The sequence below is a fragment of the Magnetococcales bacterium genome, assembly GCA_015231755.1.
Taxonomy (GTDB): domain Bacteria; phylum Pseudomonadota; class Magnetococcia; order Magnetococcales; family Magnetaquicoccaceae; genus Magnetaquiglobus.
Genome location: JADGAZ010000003.1, coordinates 48,147 through 64,283 on the forward strand (window position 1 = coordinate 48,147; position 16,137 = coordinate 64,283).

17 protein-coding genes are annotated in these 16,137 nt (G+C 62.3%); 15 read left to right on the plus strand and 2 right to left on the minus strand.

Annotation, left to right across the window (positions count from 1 at the left end):
• The first annotated feature begins 12 nt into the window (after positions 1–12).
• Complete coding sequence (locus HQL98_02730) at positions 13–3,966, plus strand: helicase associated domain-containing protein (protein ID MBF0270979.1); 3,954 nt, start codon at positions 13–15, stop codon at positions 3,964–3,966.
• Between the two features lie 110 nt (positions 3,967–4,076).
• On the opposite strand, the gene HQL98_02735 is transcribed toward HQL98_02730, so the two are convergent.
• Positions 4,077–4,385, minus strand: coding sequence for a hypothetical protein (locus tag HQL98_02735; GenBank protein MBF0270980.1), 309 nt, complete (start codon positions 4,383–4,385; stop codon positions 4,077–4,079).
• 247 nt (positions 4,386–4,632) lie between these two features.
• Between HQL98_02735 and HQL98_02740 the strand changes: the two genes are divergently transcribed.
• The 9 genes from HQL98_02740 to HQL98_02780 are packed head-to-tail and all read left to right on the plus strand — an operon-like array spanning position 4,633 to position 10,542.
• A complete protein-coding gene (locus HQL98_02740; GenBank protein ID MBF0270981.1) occupies positions 4,633–5,076 on the plus strand; it encodes a membrane protein insertion efficiency factor YidD in 444 nt (147 codons plus the stop codon).
• A gap of 5 nt (positions 5,077–5,081) precedes the next feature.
• Entirely contained in the window at positions 5,082–5,540 is a 459-nt protein-coding gene (gspG, locus tag HQL98_02745; GenBank protein MBF0270982.1) for a type II secretion system major pseudopilin GspG, read from the plus strand.
• Positions 5,537–6,046: a prepilin-type N-terminal cleavage/methylation domain-containing protein gene (locus tag HQL98_02750; protein MBF0270983.1), complete on the plus strand. Its 510-nt coding sequence runs from the start codon at positions 5,537–5,539 to the stop codon at positions 6,044–6,046. The genes gspG and HQL98_02750 overlap by 4 nt, the downstream gene beginning before the upstream one ends.
• Positions 6,037–6,408 (plus strand): type II secretion system minor pseudopilin GspI, encoded by a 372-nt coding sequence (gspI, locus tag HQL98_02755; protein MBF0270984.1) that lies wholly within the window; start codon positions 6,037–6,039, stop codon positions 6,406–6,408. Before HQL98_02750 ends, gspI begins: the two co-directional genes overlap by 10 nt.
• Positions 6,393–6,992: a prepilin-type N-terminal cleavage/methylation domain-containing protein gene (locus tag HQL98_02760; GenBank protein MBF0270985.1), complete on the plus strand. Its 600-nt coding sequence runs from the start codon at positions 6,393–6,395 to the stop codon at positions 6,990–6,992. Before gspI ends, HQL98_02760 begins: the two co-directional genes overlap by 16 nt.
• Complete coding sequence (locus tag HQL98_02765) at positions 6,989–7,888, plus strand: general secretion pathway protein GspK (protein ID MBF0270986.1); 900 nt, start codon at positions 6,989–6,991, stop codon at positions 7,886–7,888. Before HQL98_02760 ends, HQL98_02765 begins: the two co-directional genes overlap by 4 nt.
• Entirely contained in the window at positions 7,885–9,213 is a 1,329-nt protein-coding gene (locus HQL98_02770) for a hypothetical protein (protein MBF0270987.1), read from the plus strand. The genes HQL98_02765 and HQL98_02770 overlap by 4 nt, the downstream gene beginning before the upstream one ends.
• Positions 9,210–9,725, plus strand: coding sequence for a type II secretion system protein M (locus tag HQL98_02775; protein MBF0270988.1), 516 nt, complete (start codon positions 9,210–9,212; stop codon positions 9,723–9,725). The genes HQL98_02770 and HQL98_02775 overlap by 4 nt, the downstream gene beginning before the upstream one ends.
• Before the next feature lie 13 nt (positions 9,726–9,738).
• A complete protein-coding gene (locus tag HQL98_02780) occupies positions 9,739–10,542 on the plus strand; it encodes a hypothetical protein (protein MBF0270989.1) in 804 nt (267 codons plus the stop codon).
• A 22-nt stretch (positions 10,543–10,564) separates the two neighbouring features.
• Here the strand turns inward: HQL98_02780 and HQL98_02785 are convergent, their stop codons facing one another.
• A complete protein-coding gene (locus HQL98_02785) occupies positions 10,565–11,233 on the minus strand; it encodes a metalloregulator ArsR/SmtB family transcription factor (protein ID MBF0270990.1) in 669 nt (222 codons plus the stop codon).
• An 82-nt stretch (positions 11,234–11,315) separates the two neighbouring features.
• On the opposite strand from HQL98_02785, the gene HQL98_02790 reads away from it, so the two are divergent.
• Genes HQL98_02790 through HQL98_02810 form a run of 5 tightly spaced genes read left to right on the plus strand, consistent with a single transcriptional unit; the run spans position 11,316 to position 16,133 of the window.
• A complete protein-coding gene (locus HQL98_02790; GenBank protein MBF0270991.1) occupies positions 11,316–12,203 on the plus strand; it encodes a sterol desaturase family protein in 888 nt (295 codons plus the stop codon).
• Positions 12,204–12,215: 12 nt separating this feature from the next.
• Entirely contained in the window at positions 12,216–13,427 is a 1,212-nt protein-coding gene (locus tag HQL98_02795) for a 4Fe-4S binding protein (protein MBF0270992.1), read from the plus strand.
• Positions 13,400–14,737, plus strand: a complete 1,338-nt coding sequence (locus HQL98_02800) for a hydroxylamine oxidoreductase (GenBank protein MBF0270993.1) — start codon at positions 13,400–13,402, stop codon at positions 14,735–14,737. The genes HQL98_02795 and HQL98_02800 overlap by 28 nt, the downstream gene beginning before the upstream one ends.
• Positions 14,738–14,748: 11 nt before the next feature.
• Positions 14,749–15,429, plus strand: a complete 681-nt coding sequence (locus HQL98_02805; GenBank protein MBF0270994.1) for a TVP38/TMEM64 family protein — start codon at positions 14,749–14,751, stop codon at positions 15,427–15,429.
• Positions 15,426–16,133 (plus strand): hypothetical protein, encoded by a 708-nt coding sequence (locus tag HQL98_02810; protein ID MBF0270995.1) that lies wholly within the window; start codon positions 15,426–15,428, stop codon positions 16,131–16,133. Before HQL98_02805 ends, HQL98_02810 begins: the two co-directional genes overlap by 4 nt.
• Positions 16,134–16,137 lie beyond the last annotated feature (4 nt).

The window sequence follows — 16,137 nt, forward strand, 5'->3', positions numbered from 1 at the left end:
ATCGAGTCCCGCATGCTGCCTCGTCATCCCAAAGCCAGATCGCTGTTGGAAAGCGGACTGTTCCAGGAGGTTTCCCGTTTTTCCGAACTGGAAACCCGCATCCGCGCCCTGGAGGATCCGGCGGAACAACAGGCGGCCTTTGCGCTCTTCGCCGAAGGGGTGTTGACCACCCGGGCCTTGCACCGGGCGGTGGAGATCTGGCCCACCGGTCAGGTGCCTCTGGATGCCCGCCGTCGTCTGGGACTGCCCGCGACCCTGCCCGGCGCCGATGGTCTGTTCCGCTCCCAGGAGGGGGAGATTCACGCCTATCAACTGCTCTTCCGGCCAGATCGGGACAAACCGTTGCCGGATGAGTCGGAACGCTTTCAGCCTCTTCTCGCCCACAGCCTGCAACCGCTGCTGTTCACCAACGGGGATCTGTTCGCCAACGGCTGGAAAAAACTCAAACCCCTCCATGCCCTGCGGGGGGTGGACCTGGACCGGCTGGAACCCCGAACCTTCCAGGCCATCCGCCGCTGGCTGCAAGGGGCTGGAGCCGCCGTGGAACGCCCCCTCGTCACCCCGTCCCACGCCTGGGCCATGGAACGGATCCAATCCTTGATGACCACCGGAGATCAAGCCACGCTGCTGCTCCCTCCCGGCGCCGAGGCGGAACTGCTGACCCTGCGGATCGTGCAACGGCTGGGGGGACGCCGGGTGGTGGTGGTGCTGCTCGACACGCTCGATCAGATGGTCCACACCATCCGCGTGTGGCGTCAACACGCCGGCTGGGGGGATCTGGCCGCGCTTCAGGTGAGCGAAGAGCCTGGGGGCAATACCCCCGGCCCACTGGAACTGGACTTTCCCCTGACCCATCATCCGGACGGGGTGCGACGTTTCCTCGCCTGGCCCCACACCGGGGCGCGGGTGATCCTGGCCACCCGCGCCATGATGCCACTGCTGGCCCGGGCCATGATGGGCTTTACCCAGGCCGACTATCTGATCGGATTCCACACCTCCGGGGAGACCTTGCCTGCCGCCAAGCGATTGCAGTTGCACACCGCCCCCCTCCGACCCAAATCCCTGGATGCGGCCCGCGCCTTGACCCTGCCCTTGCCCCGACCCTGGCGGCTGTGGTTGCTGCCGGTTCCGGCCAGTCAGACGGAAAACCCCTGGAGCCTGTTGCCCGCGCTGATGACACAGGCGACGGCCCTGGACGAGGTACGCCACATTCTCGCGTGTCTGCCGGAGGATCCTCCCCGGACCCTGATGGATCCGGCCTGGGCGGGAGAGTCCGGATACACGGTTTTTCATCTGGCCCGAGGCCTCAAACCCACGGAGCGGGACCGGATCCTGACCGCCTTCCAGCGCGCCCGGCGGGGGATGCTGCTTTTGCCCCCTGGTGGCGACTCCGGACCCTTCCTGCCCGCAGCGGATCTGGTGATCTGGCTGACATCTCCCAGCGGTTCGGGCCTGTCCCACACCCTGGATTCCCTGCTGTCCACCGGCAACGGCGCCACACCGGGTTGCCTGCTGCTGCCGTTGCCCCTCAAGGATGGCCAATTGGCGGATCCGGAGCTGTTGTGGGGCATTCTGAAAGGTCTGCGGGAGCTGGACCCCACCCTGACCCAACAGATCCGCGCCGCCATGGAACAACAGGGCCGGGAAGGACGCTGCGATCCTGAGCCGTTGCAAACCCGCTTCCGCCTGCTGCCCGGCGACACGTCCCTCTCCGTTCCCCCGGCGGAAACCATCGTCACGGCACTCCTCAAACGCCTGGGGGAAAGCTGGGACGAGCGGTTCGGCGAGCTGCAATCTTTTTGTCACAGGCAAGGCCACGGGGCGGTTCCGGTGCTGTGGCCGGAAAATCCCCTGCTGGCGGAATGGGCCGGACGCCAGCGGTCCGCCTGGGCCAAGGGCATCCTGGAAGAGACCCAGAAAACGCGACTGGAAACGGTGGGCTTTGTCTGGGATCTGGAGGCCTTCGCCTGGGATCGGGCCTTCGCCCGGTTGGAACGGTTCATCGCCCGTCACGGCCACGCCAAGATTCCCGACCCCTGCCCGGAGGATCCAGCCCTGGGGGAGTGGACCCTGCGGCAGCGTCACCTTAAGAAAAAGGAAAAACTCGCTGCGGAACGAAACGCGCGCCTGGAAGCGGCAGGCTTCATCTGGGATCCGGAAGAGGCGGCCTGGGAGGAGTTCTTTCAGCTTTTCCTGCGTTTCAAGGGGGTGCGGGGACATGGCAAGATTCCGAGCCACTGCCCGGATGATCCCCAACTGGGCAAATGGGCCGAGCGGCAACGCAAGGAGCGGGAACAGAAAAAACTGCTCCCCACCCGTCAGGACCGGCTGGAGGCGGAAGGCTTTGTCTGGGATCTGGCCGCCGCGGCCTGGGACGAAATGCTGGAGGTGTTGCGCCAGCACCGCATGATGCAAGGCCACGGCAAGGTGCCCAAGGAGTGGCCGGAAAATCCCACCCTGGCCATCTGGGCCGAAGAACAGCGTCGTCTGCATGAAAAGGGGGCCTTGTCCACGGAGCGTGTGGCCCGTCTGGAGGCTTTGGATTTCGTCTGGGATCTCAAGAAAGCCCGCTGGGAAGAGGGATGGCAGGCCTTTTTGCAATTTTTCGCCCTGAACGGGCATGGTCTGGTGCCCGATCCCCATCCGGACTCGGCGCTTCTGGATTCCTGGGCCAGGGAGATGCGCCGCTCCTGGCGGCTGGGACAGCTCGATCCCAAACTGCAAAGCCGGGTGGACGAGGCGGGCTTTGTCTGGGATCTGGAGCAGGCTGCCTGGGAGGCGCGCTTTGCCGAGCTGGAACGGTTCCGCGCCGACCATGGTCATGCCGGAGTGGTGGAGCCGTGTCCCGAATTTCCTTTGCTTGCGGCCTGGGTGCAGGCCCAACGCCGGGCACGGCTCAAGGGCTCCCTCTCCGCGACCTTGCAGACCCGATTGGATCGGGTGGATTTCATCTGGGATCCGGCGGAAAAATGGTGGAATGACCAGTTCACCGCCCTGGACCGCTTTTACCAGACCCAGGGTCATTTCAACGTGCCCAAAGAGTGGGAGGATCCCCCGGAGTTGTTCGCCTGGGTCAAGGCGCAACGGCTGGCGCGTGAAAAAGAGAAACTGGACGAAGACAAACTCTCCCGACTGGTGGCTTTGGGGTTCTTGTGGGATGCGCGGGAGGCGGCCTGGGAGGAGATGTTTCTCGCCTTGACCCGCTTCCAGCAAGCCCGCAACCACTGTCTGGTGCCGGCCCAATGGGCCAACGATCCGGCCCTGGCCCGCTGGGTGGAACAACAACGGCGGGACCATCGACTCAAGCTGCTCAAACCCGACCAGATCCAGCGCCTGGAATCCCTCGGGTTCATCTGGGATTCCAAGGCGATCTTTTGGGAGGAGATGTTCGCCGCCCTCACGGAATACCGGGAGCGGCACGGGGACTGTCTGGTTTCCGAAAGTCAAACCGAACACTCCCAGTTGGCTTGGTGGGTGGCGGCCCAACGCAAGGCGCGACTGGCCGCACAACTGGAACCGGAACGGATCCAGCGTCTGGACGCGGTCGGTTTTGTCTGGGATGCCCAGGAGGTGATCTGGATGGAGTCGTTGAGCGCCCTGGCACAGTTCAAACACCGGTTCGGCCACTGTCTGGTGCCCGCCGACTGGCCGGAAAATCCCCGTCTGGCCACCTGGGTAAGCGCCCAGCGCAATGCGCGTCAAAAGGGTCATCTGGGAGAAAGACGGGTGGCCCTGTTGACCGATCTGGGGATGATCTGGGATCCCAAGGAGGCGGTGGCCGAAGAGATGATCCAGCAATTGCGGGCCTTCCAGGCCCGTCACGGCCACTGCGACGTGCCGTTGGAAGCCCCGGAATGTCCCAAACTGGGGATGTGGCTGCAATTTCAGCGTCAGGCCAGAAAAGATGGCACCCTGGAGCCGCGACGGGAAAAACGGTTGGAAGAGATCGGGGTGGTGTGGCGATAACCTCCGGATAAAGGATCCCTCACCCCGGACACAAAGCCCAACGGGCTTCATGTCGGGGCGAGACGGATGGTCCGGCGCCCTCTTTGTCGGTCAGGGCCGGACCATCACCATCACTGGGCCTTCTTCTCCTGCAACTCTTTCAGATTCTGTTCCCGCGCATCCAGCTTTTTGCGCTGTTCCTGGATGCGTTGCAACTGCTCGGTCTGGTGACGCATCTTCTGGGCCTCATGACAGCGTTTCACTTCGGCAGGGGTATTGGCCGCTTTCAGACAGGCCAGCTTTTCTTCCATGTTCTGGATCTCTCTGGCCTTGCGCGCCTTGAATTGCTCTTCTTTTTCCGGGTTGGCGCCACCCGCGGCCCAGACCGGAGCCGCCAACAAAAAGACCGCAACGGCCACAACACCCTGCCATTTATTCATGACTCTCTTCGCCTCCAATGCGTGACTTGAATCGTGGAAACAATCTCTTCTCATTTTCCTATACCCAAGCCCCGTCCGTCAACTCCGATGTCAAGAAAGAAACCCGGTCCCATCTCCCGCACATCCCCCGGAAATGGCAAACCATCTTGACAGATAAAAAACAATCATGATTCCATCCTCTTTTTGTGATTCATCACATCCACTCCATGGTTTCAAGACCGGCAGCCCATTCCCCACGACCTTGAAAATGCCACCGCCCCCCACGATTGGTTTGGTCATCGCGCTGTTGACAGCGCTCGGACCGCTCCGGACCACCTGGGCCGCCGACGAAGCCGTCAATCCCCTGGCCTATCGCCCGGCGACGCCCCAGCAGCACCCCCCGGAGTCCGATGCCACAAACGCCTTGACCCCATGGCTGCTCTTTCCCTTGAGCCTGTATTCCCATACCATAAGCCGCGTGGATGGAGATCGTTGCCCTTCGCACCCCAACTGCTCCCACTATGCCAGGCAGGCCCTGCAACGCCATGGCCCCCTGACGGGACTGTGGCTGACCATCGACCGCCTGATCCACGAACGCAGCGAAATCGAACTGGCACCCCAGGTCCGGGCCGAGGACGGCTCGACGCGCCTGCTGGATCCCCTGGAGGCCAACGATTTCTGGTTGCATCAACCCTGGAGAGAGAACCCTTGAAAACAATGAAAAGATCGCCCATTTTGTCAGCCCGGCCAGCCTCCGCCGGATTCACGCTGATCGAAATCATGGTGGTGGTGGTCATTCTCGGCATCCTGGCGACATTGATCATCCCAAAAATCATGAGCCGCCCGGACGAAGCGCGGCATACCAAGGCCATCCTCGACATCCAATCCATCGGGCAGGCCCTTGATCTGTATCGCCTGGACAACAACCAGTATCCCACCACCGAACAGGGCCTGATGGCTTTGGTGGTCAAGCCGGAAGTGGAACCGGTTCCCCGCCGCTGGCGTCAGGAAGGCTATCTGGCCAAGCTGCCCATGGATCCTTGGGACAATCCATATGTCTATCTGGCTCCGGGTCTGCACGGTCAATACGATCTGCTCTCCTTGGGGCCGGACGGCATGCCGGGGGGCGAAGGCAAAGGGGCGGACATCACCTCCTGGAATCTGGATCGCCAGTGAACCGACGCCTCCAGTCACGGGGGTTCACCCTGCTGGAGGTGATGATCACCTTGTTTCTGATCACCATTCTAACGGGACTGGTGATTCCCTATCTGGGACCGGGGAAACTGGACGGATTGCGCGCCTCCGCCAATCGCTTCCGCAACGTGCTGATCTGGCTGCGGGATCAAGGAGCCTCCGGACTGGCGGAGTATCGGCTGCGGCTGGAACCGGCCCAGGGGCGCTATCATGTCGAGATACTCGACCAAGAGGCTTTTGTCCCGGTGGCGGATCCTCTGCTCAAGCCGGGGCAACTGCACCCTGCGGATGGACAACTGCTCTGGCAACCGGATCAAGCCGATCTGTCGGATCCCAGCGAGGTGACGGTAAAGTTCACCCGGTTTGGTCCAGAGCGGGCGATCCAGGTCCAATTCGCCACCCGGGACGGAAAAGAAGGATTCACGGTCTCCTACCGGCCCGAGTGGAGTCAACCCCGTCTGGAAGCGGGACTGTTGTCGTGGAAATGAGCCGATCCGCCTCGATCCAAGGTTTCACCCTGCTGGAGATCCTGGTGGCCCTGGCGCTGATCGGAGGATTGTTCGTGGGCATCGGGGCCATTCTCAGGCAGCAGGCCAATACCCAGTACCGACTGGAAGAACGTCTGGCCGCAGCCCAGGTGGCCAGCAATCAGATGGAGCTGTTCCGGGCCAACGGCCTGCCCCCGACCCCGGATCAGGTGGCCGGAGACGAAGAGATGGCGGGTCGCACCCTTCCCTGGATCCGACGCGTCACCCGTTCCGAAGACGGTCTGGGATACGAAGTGACGATCCTGGTGGGGCTGGAGACCGCTCCGCTCTTTGTGGAGCGCTTCCGATGGCCCGGTCATTGACCCGCCGGTGGCGATCCGGGGGGTTCACCCTGCTGGAAGCCCTGATCGCGTTGACCATCTCGGCGCTGATCATGACCGGGGTGTATCGCATGGTCAACGGCGGAGCGATCCAGACCAAAACGCTGGAACAACGCGCCGAGACCCTCCATCTTTGGAGCCATGTGCGACGCGTCTTGAGCCAGGATCTGGAACAACTCGCCCACGAACCCCCGGCGCGTCTGGTGCGGGAAGGAAACGACACCTTGATCCTGCGTTGCAGCGGGGGGATCATGCCGGAATGGGCCATGGGAGCGGTGGTGGAGGTGATCTACCGTTGGCGTTCCAACGGCACCGGAGCCGGCATGACCTGGGAACGGCTGGTCAAACCCGCAAACGGCAAAAGGGAAACGGCCAAAGTGACATTGAAACTCGACCAGGGTTTGAAAAAGGTGGAATATGCCCTGCTCGACGCCCAGGAGTGGCGTCCATCCGGCGAGGGGGCGAATCCGCCTTTCCGGGCGATTCGCTGGCATTTCGACTTCAGCGACATCGGCCCATGGACCCTGGTGCGCAATCTGTTGCCCCTGCCGGAGACCGCCCCATGAGCCGCATCCGCGCCAAAGGGCAGGAGGGAATGGTATTGCTGGTGACCCTGTCGGCCATTGCCCTGCTGGTGCCCCTGGTTTACGCCGGGATGGAGTCGCAACGGTTTCATCTGCGTCAGGTGCAACGGGAGCTGGAGCTGGAAATGGCCCACCGTCACGCCGAATCCCTGTTGTCGCTGGTGGTGGCGGTGGTGAAGATGGATGGGGTGCAGGGGGGAGTCATCGACCATTTGAACGAACCATGGGCCATGCCGATCACCCTGCCGGACAACCCGGATGGCACTGCGGAGGCGTTGGTGGAAGACACCTCCCGCCGCTGGAACCTCAACGCCCTGCGCAAGGAGGATGGACAACTGAACGGAGAGTTGCGTCTGGTGTTGCGCCGTCTGGCGGCCCGGGAGGGGCTTTCGGGATCGATGCTGGAACGGGTGGTGGAGTGGCTGGTGCCCACGGATCAAATGGCGCGTCCGGAAACCGGGGGGACACCCTTGGCCCCGGAGCCTCTGCACGCCCTGGAAGAACTCTTGAAACTGCCGGATTGGAACGCCGAGGCGGTACGCAAGCTCGCTCCCTTCATCACCGTGGATGACACCTGCCGCAACAGCCGCCTGAATCTCAACACCGCCACCCTCCAGACCCTGGAACCGCTGGTTCCGGAGGCCAACTGGCAACAGGTGGTGGAACGCCGCACCCACACCCCGATCGCCCAGGTGACGGATCTGGCCGGGGCCGGTGTGGCGCTGTCGCCGGATCAGGGCCAACTGCTGACCGTGGGCAGCAGTTGTTTTGTGGCGCACATCCGCTCGCGGGTGCAAGGATCGGCGGCCATGCTGACCGCGTGGCTGGTTCGCAACGGAACACGGGTGACCATCACCAAAACGAGTTGGGACGGATGAAATCCAAGGCCACATGGGGCGTGGTGCCAGCCACGGACAAACTGTTGTGGGTGCGCCTGCTGGAACACGACACCTTGATGTTTGAAACCGGCATGGCGGTGATTCCCGGCGGGGAGCGGGGAGTGGTGGCGGGTCTGTCGGCGGTCAATATGGCGGTGCGCAAGAGCGTGTTGCCTTTTTCCCGTCGGGATCAGATCTGGTCGGTGCTGCCCCAGGAGGCCATGGATACCCTGGTGCAACGCTTCGAAGATCCCTGTTTCGCCATGCAGTGGGAACCGGTGGAACAGGGATCCTCGGTGCTGTTCGCCCTGTGCGAACGCCACACCCTGGATGGCCTGCTCGCCACCCTGGCCCAGGCCACGGTCAAACCCCGGGGCGTGGTCATGGCCGAACTGGGCGCTTGGCCCCTGCTGGAAGCGGCCACCCTGATCGGCACCCAAGGATCGATGATGGTGGTGGACGGTTCCGCCTCGCCGGTATCGGTCTACGCGGTCACGGAAGGCAGGCTGCGGGAGTTACGTCTGGTGGCCCCTGCCACCTCCACCCTCGACGATACCGCGCTGCTGGAAGAGGTGGCATGGCTGTTGACGGATCTTGCCAGCCGTTTGCCGGAGGCCGAAGCGGCGGGTTTGATTTTTCTGGGCAGGACACGGGAGTTCTGGCAACCCGTGTGGGAGCGGCACCCGGCCAACCGGGTCGAAATCCCCCCCCTGGAGGCTTTGGGACAGGGGCTGAAACAGTGGGAATGGCTGCGACCGGCGGGTCTGGCCCTGGCGGCGGCGCGGGGTCAACAGGAACGGCTGATGGACTTTCTCCACGGGGCCGGAGAACGACAATGGCGCACCTGGCTGGATCCCTGGCGGGGAGCCGGAGTGCTGGCCTTGATCCTGCTGCTGGTCTGGGGTGGTGAGGAGGCGCTGCGCTTCACCCGCGCCAAGGCCCGGCACGACCGGCTCAAAGCGGAAACCGAAGCCCTCTTCCGGGAGGCATTGCCCCACATTCCGGTGATCGTCGAGCCCCTGTTGCAACTGAAACAGGCCCTGGGTCAAAACAGTCAGGCCAACAAGGAAGGGGAATTCCCGACGCTTTCCACCTGGATCGGCCTCATCCAGACCACGGTTCCCGCCGATACCCAGGTCAAGTGGCATCGGTTGCGTTACGAACCCGGCGAACTGCAATTGCACGGCGAAGTCCCGTCTTACAACCATCTGGACCGGGTGCGGGCGGCCCTGCTGCCCCTTTCCAAGGGCAAGGAGACCCGCATGGACGAAGCCCGCATCGCGCCGGAGAGCAAAACCGTCCGTTTCCGCCTGGGACTGCCATGAACGAAGCCAACAAGCGTCTGCTGCTCACCGTATCCCTGGCGCTGCTGATCGTGCTGCTGCTGATCCAGGGGGTGGTCTGGATCGACGACACCGTGACCCAATGGGAAAACAAGGCCAAGGCCCAGGAAAACATGCGACGGGAGGTGGCCCAGTTGGCCAAACAACTCAAGGCCAGTCGCGGCGCGACCGGCAAGGAGCGGGCCCCGGTGGCGGGCAAACCCGGAGAGGAGGCCATTCCCTCTCTGCTTCCCTGGCTGGAAAAGGAAACCGCCGCCTTCCAGTTGGCGGACAAGATGCAACAAATCGCGCCGATTACCCTGAAACCCAACGAAACCGCATCGTTCCGGGAGAAGGCCGACCTGACCCTCAAGGCCATCTCCATGGAGACCGCCACCCGTTTTCTCAACCGCCTGGAGTCCAACTCCCGCATCCGGGTGATTCGCGGCGACCTGAAGCGGGCCGAAAAGGAGGCCCCCGGCGTCTCCCTTACTTTGGAGATCGGTTTGTTATGATGGTCCTATCCCCATGAGCAGACGCGCCATCTTCGGGGTGATCGGGGTGACCCTGATCGCCTATGTGGTCGGTCTGGTGATTTTTCTGCCCCAGGAACGGCTCAAAGGGTGGTCTTACGCCCTCATCGGCGATCGCATCACCTGGAAAAGCTTCACCATCGGCTGGCAGGGCATCCGCTTCGACTCCGTGCGCCTCAACCCCACGGCAGCACCATCCCATGGGGGCAAAGAGATCGATTCCATCCGCCTGACTCCGCGGATTCTGCCCCTTTTTTCCGGTAGACTGGGGGCCGGATACGAATTGGCCCTGGATCTGGCGCACCTGTCCGGGGACGGATCCTGGAACGGTCGCGAAGCCAAGGTGGAGTGGCAACTGCGGATGGACACGCTCACCCCATTGGCGTCCCTGTGGCTCGGTCCCCTGGGATCGGAGGTGCGGGGCAAGGGGGAGGGCACCGGCTGGCTCACCGCCGCCATCCAGACACCGCAAGCCGTGGAGTCCGGCGAGTGGGAAACCCGACTGCTCGGGGTCACGGCCTTTGGCGCCAAAATCGATCCCCTGACCCTCACCGGTCGCATGAAAGACCGCAACCTGATGGAAATCATCCTCTCGGGCAAAGGCGATATCGCCTTGTCCGGCAAACTGAACCTGAAAATCACCCTGCCCGACCCCCGCGCCAGCGTGGTGAGCGGAGAGTTGCAAATCCAACCGGTCAAGCCCAATCTGCCGGGCATGGCGGGCCAGCTCCTGGCCAAAGGACAGGCGGTGCGCCTTACCCTCTCCGGCACCCTGGACAACCTGCAATGGCGGCTGTGATCCCCCCGGGGATCCGCCCTCCTCAAGAGGCGTGATCTTCCACCGGCAAAGCCGCCAGCCGCCACTCCGGAAACCCCTCTTCCAGCCGACGGGCAGAAAATCCCAACTCCCGCAGCCGCGCCACCGCCTCGAAAGAAAGTACACACCACGCCCCCCGGCAATAGGCCACCACCTCCCGATCCGGCGGCAACTCGTGCAGACGCCGCTCCAGCTCCCGCACGGGAATATTGAACGCCTGGGGCAAATGGCCGGCGGCATACTCTTCCGCAGGCCGCACATCCAAGACGGTCACGGTGCCCTCCCGCATGCGCGCCAGCAAGGTTTCCCGTGGCACCGGCTCCATGGCGTCCCGGGCCAGCAGATAACCGCTCACCAACGCCTCCACCTCCCCCAGATGACGTTCGGCCAAACCCCGCAACACCCCAAGCAGGGTAACCACCTCCGGGTCCGACAACCGATAATGGACATAAAGCCCCTCCTTGCGGGCCACCACCAGTCCCGCCTGACGCAACTGCTGCAAATGCTTGGACGTATTGGCCACCGACAGCCCGGTCAAAGAAGCCAACGCCTCCACGCTCCGCTCCCCCTGGGCCAGATACTCCAGGATCGCCAGCCGGTGCCCCTGCCCCACCGCCTTGCCCACCCGCGCCAGATGATCGAACAACGCCTGCTTGAACAAAATGCTTGACATGGCTCGCTTGATTTGTTTGAATTCAATTCAACCATCTGGTTGAATAGTCCGTCCACTTGAGCGGCAAAACATCATTCCAGAGATGCTCAACCGGGGCAAGCATCCACCCGCACCGACACCTCACCTGAATGGAACCGGGAGAAAAATCATGACACACGAGCCTCTGTTGCGCATGGGCCTGTTTCTGGGAATTTTGCTCCTGATGGGTTTCTGGGAGAACTTTCGTCCCCGTCGCCAACGGATCCTCTCCCGCCAAAGCCGCTGGTTGCCCAATCTGACCCTGGTGGTCATCGATACCGTGTGTGTGCGTCTGCTGTTTCCCGTCACCGCCGCATCCCTGGCCGCCATGGGACAGGTTCAGGGCTGGGGGGCGCTCAACCGGATCAACGGCCCGGAGTGGGTCGAATGGCTGTTGGCGGTGGTGATGCTGGATCTGTTGATTTATCTGCAACATGTGATGTTTCACGCCCTGCCGGTGTTGTGGCGGCTGCATCAGGTGCATCATGCGGACCTGGAGGTGGATGTGACCACCGGATTGCGCTTCCATCCGCTGGAAATCCTGCTGTCGATGGGGATCAAACTGGCCGCGATCCTGGCCATGGGTCCCTCCCCGCTGGCGGTGTTGACCTTTGAAGTGGGGCTCAACGCCATGGCCATGTTCAATCACGCCAACGTCCACCTGCCGGAACGGCTCGACCGGGTGTTGCGTTGGCTGGTGGTCACCCCGGACATGCACCGTTCCCACCACTCCCCGCTCTCCCCGGAAACCAACACGAATTTCGGTTTCAATCTCTCTTGTTGGGATCGCCTGCTGGGCACCTATTGTCCCAATCCCGCCGCAGGACACACCGCCATGACAATCGGTCTGGCGCATCAACGGGATCCGGAAACATGCCAACCCCTGTCCGCCATGCTGCGGATGCCCTTCCGGGAAAAAACCGGAGACTATCCCATCAACCGCCGCTGGTAAAAGAGTCGCGCCATGGCCGACGCCGCCAAAACCATCCGGATGATCCCCATCGCCGCCAAACCCGCCGGGCCGCGACCACACCGGTTCATGCCTGTCAACCAGCAACGCTCACTGGCCGGACGTTATCCGCTCTGGGTCAAGGCGCTGTCGTGGTGCGCCTTTGTCTGGGCCTTCGCGGGGTGGCTGAACGAAACCTGGTTTTACCGCTTCGACTCCCCCATCTGGCTAAACCGGTATACGGAATATGCCATCATCCTGGTCTTCGGGCTGTGGCGCATCCGGGCGGAGAAAAACCCCTATACCCGCAAACGGTTGCTGCTGCTGGTGGGCAACGTGACCGTGCTGTGGTGGACCATCCCCTGGCTGTTTCCCTTTGTCGAACCATATGCCGGCTATCTGGGGGCGATTCCGGTTTTTCCCTCCCTGCACACCCCCGGCACCCTGAGCTTTTTTCTGGTATTGGGCGCGGTATTCTTGTTCGGGCGGCGGGTGATCTGCGGCTGGAACTGTCCCTGTGTGGCCATCCGCGAGGTGGTGGGATTTCCCTTCCGGCAGGCCGACCATGTGCCGAGGGGAAAATGGCCCTGGCGGCTGCGTCATCTCAAATGGATCTGGTTTGGGCTGTACCTCGGGGCCATGTGGGCCATCACCCGGCCAGCCAACACCACCACGGCGGGATTCCTGGCCTTTTTCGGGATGATGGTGGGACTGCCCTATTTCATCACCTTCTTGTTGACACCCTGGATCGGCAACCGGGGTTATTGCCGCTTTCTCTGCCCGTATGGGGCCACCTTCGGCTTGCTCAACCGGGTGGGCATGTTCCGCATCGATCATGACGCCAGAAGCTGCATCGAATGTGGTCTGTGCGTCAAGGTGTGCGACATGAACATCCCGGTCTGGGAGATGGGCAAAAGCCACGGCGGTCAGGTCTCCACCACCGAATGCATGGGGTGCGGACGCTGCGTCACCGAATGTCCCACCAAGAGCCTCTCCTTTTACGACATCAGAAACCGGTTGACGAATTCATGCCATCAGGATCGCGACCATCTGCGGGCCGCCAACGACTGGAGTCGCACGCCAGTGCGCTGGCGCGCGGTTGGGTATCTGCTGGTCATGGGGTCAACCCTGGCGGGCGCGTGGTATTATGCCACCCAGGTAGGCACCTTGAGTGAACTGCCATCCCGAATGGGGGCCTTATGTGGATTGCCTGTCACCTTGTGGTAGCCCTGCTGCTACTACTGACCTCTCCTGCGGCCTGGTCGGGTCTGCCGGATCCCCCCCTGGGCACGGGAGAGCATGCCGACGCCTGGAAACCCGATCCCATGCACGAATACTGGGATCCGGCCAACCACCATCGCCCGGAAACCGAACAGGTGGCCGGAATCTTCCCAGGCGAGGTCTGCCTGGAGTGTCATGCCCAGATCACGCCGGGCATCGTCAAGGATTGGCAAAACAGCGGTCACGCCAGGGCGCAACAGCCGGTGCTGTGTCCCGCCTGTCACGGGGAGGATCACCAGAAATTGATGTTCCCCACCCCCCAAACCTGCGGAAACTGTCATCCCCAACGTCTGGCCGAGATGGAAGAGGAGAAAAAATACGGCTTTCCCAGCCACGCCCTGGCCATGGAACGGGCGGTGGACGCCAATCATTTTGCCGACAAACCCAAAGCCGAAGTCACCCCCTGCCTGCAATGCCATTCGGTGGGAAGCAAATGCGACTCCTGCCACACCCGCCACCGCTTCGACCCCGCCGAGGCCAGACGCCCGGAAGCCTGCATCACCTGTCACTCCGGCCCCCCCCATCCGGACGACGACAGCTATTTCGCCTCGGCCCACGGCCAGAAATATCTTGGGGAGGGGGCCTCTTGGTCATGGAACAAGCCTTTAAAAAAAGGTAATTACCCTGCTCCCGGTTGCGCCTACTGCCACATGCGTGAGGGCAACCATCAAGTGGCGGACAAGGCGGTGTGGAAGTTCGGCATCCGGGAGATCAACCCCCGCACCGCGGAAAACGTCATCAAGCGCAAACGCTGGCAGGAAACCTGCGCCGACTGCCATCCTGCGCCAGTGGCCCTCTCTTTTTTCAACGCCCTGGATGCGGAACGTAAAACCGCCTGGAATCTTTTGTACCGGGTGGAAGGGTTGCTCAAGAGCCTGCGCAGCCAGGATTTATTGCGTCCCGCAGCCTCCGAACGCCCCCCCTATCCCATGGACCGGATCGCCCGTCTGTTTCCCAGAGCGCGGATCGGCTTTTTTGAAGGGCAAGCCTCGTCCTTTTACAATGTCAGCGCCATCGAACGGGACTATTTCGAGCTGTGGTATTTCGACAATCTGGCAGCCTACAAAGGGATGGCCCATCAGGCTCCAGACTTCCAGCACCGCTTTGCCGAACGCATGAACCAGTCGGCGCAACAGATCGAAAACCAGGCCAAACGGCTATCCGCCACCGGCCCCCACACCCCCAACAACAGCATGGATCTGAAATCCATCTGGCTGGATGGGGAGTACACCCGCTTCAACCGGGATCACAATTAGAGGATGCCATCATGAACCACCCCGCCCCGGATTCTGCCTCCCCTCCTGCCACCCGACTGCTGCGGCTGATGCTGCTGGTGACGCTGCTGGGCGCCATCGCCTGGGCCATCACCCACCGCGACCAGTTCGACATGGCCCAATGGGAAAGCTGGCTGCTCACCTGGGGAGAGATCGCGAAACCGGTTTATGTATTACTCTATGCCCTGGCCACCATTTTGTTTCTGCCGGGATCCATGCTGACCCTGGCGGGCGGGGCACTCTTCGGACCCTGGATGGGGGCGGGATTAAGCGTGCTGGGGGCGACCCTGGGGGCTGGAATCTCTTTTTTGATCGCCCGACATCTGGCGGGTGGCTGGGTGGAACAACGGGCAAAAGGCATGATCGGACGCTTGCTGGCCGGAGTCGAGGCAGAGGGGTGGCGCTTTGTGGCCTTCACGCGGCTGGTGCCGGCATTTCCTTTCAATCTGCTCAACTACGCCCTGGGACTGACCCGCATCCGTTTTGACCACTACCTGATCACCTCCCTCATCTGCATGATCCCGGGAGGGTTGGCCTACTCCTGGCTGGGCCACGCGGGACGGGCCGCCACCACAGGCGACGGAGAGGCGATCCGGGCCGGAATGTGGGCCTTGGGATTGCTGGGGGTGACGTTGCTTCTGCCCCGCTGGATCAAACGGATGCAAAAAAAATGATCCGGTTTATTTTTTCAGTCTTGATTCTGCTGCCGATTCATCCCGCCACAGGGGATGAAAAACCGGAGTGCCTCACCTGTCACCAGGAGAAAACCCCCGCCCTGTTGGCTTCCTGGAAACAGGGCCGCCATGGGCAGGCAAAGGTCGGCTGTTCCGATTGTCATGGAGCGCTTCATGATGGCAAAATGGCGCAACGTTCCCGGTCCAACGGGGTTTGTCTCCCCTGTCACGAGAAAGAGAGCAAGAGTTATCGACTCTCCAAACACGGAGTGATCACCACCCTGGAGGCCGACCGCCTGGATTTTTCCCTGCCCTTGAAAGAGGGCAACCTGCGCGCCCCCACCTGCGCCTATTGCCATCTGCACGACAGCCACCACGCCGGCATCCCTCCCAGCGATCATCAAACCCCCTGCCGGGATTGTCACTCCCCCCGTCTGGTGACGACCTGGTTTGCAAGTGGCGCAGAGATGGTGCGAACAGGCGAAATGAAACGTCGGGAAGCCCAATCGGTGGTGGACAAAATCCGCGCCAGTCATCCGGAGTCCATCCAGCCAGCCCTGGCCTTATTGAAAGAGATGAAAGAAAATCATCTGAGAAACATCATGCTGGGAGTTGGTCACCAATCCCCGGACGACCTATGGTGGCACGGACAACCCGCCCTGGATGGTGATCTGCTGCGCATCAAGTCGTTGTGGGGGGAATGACGGC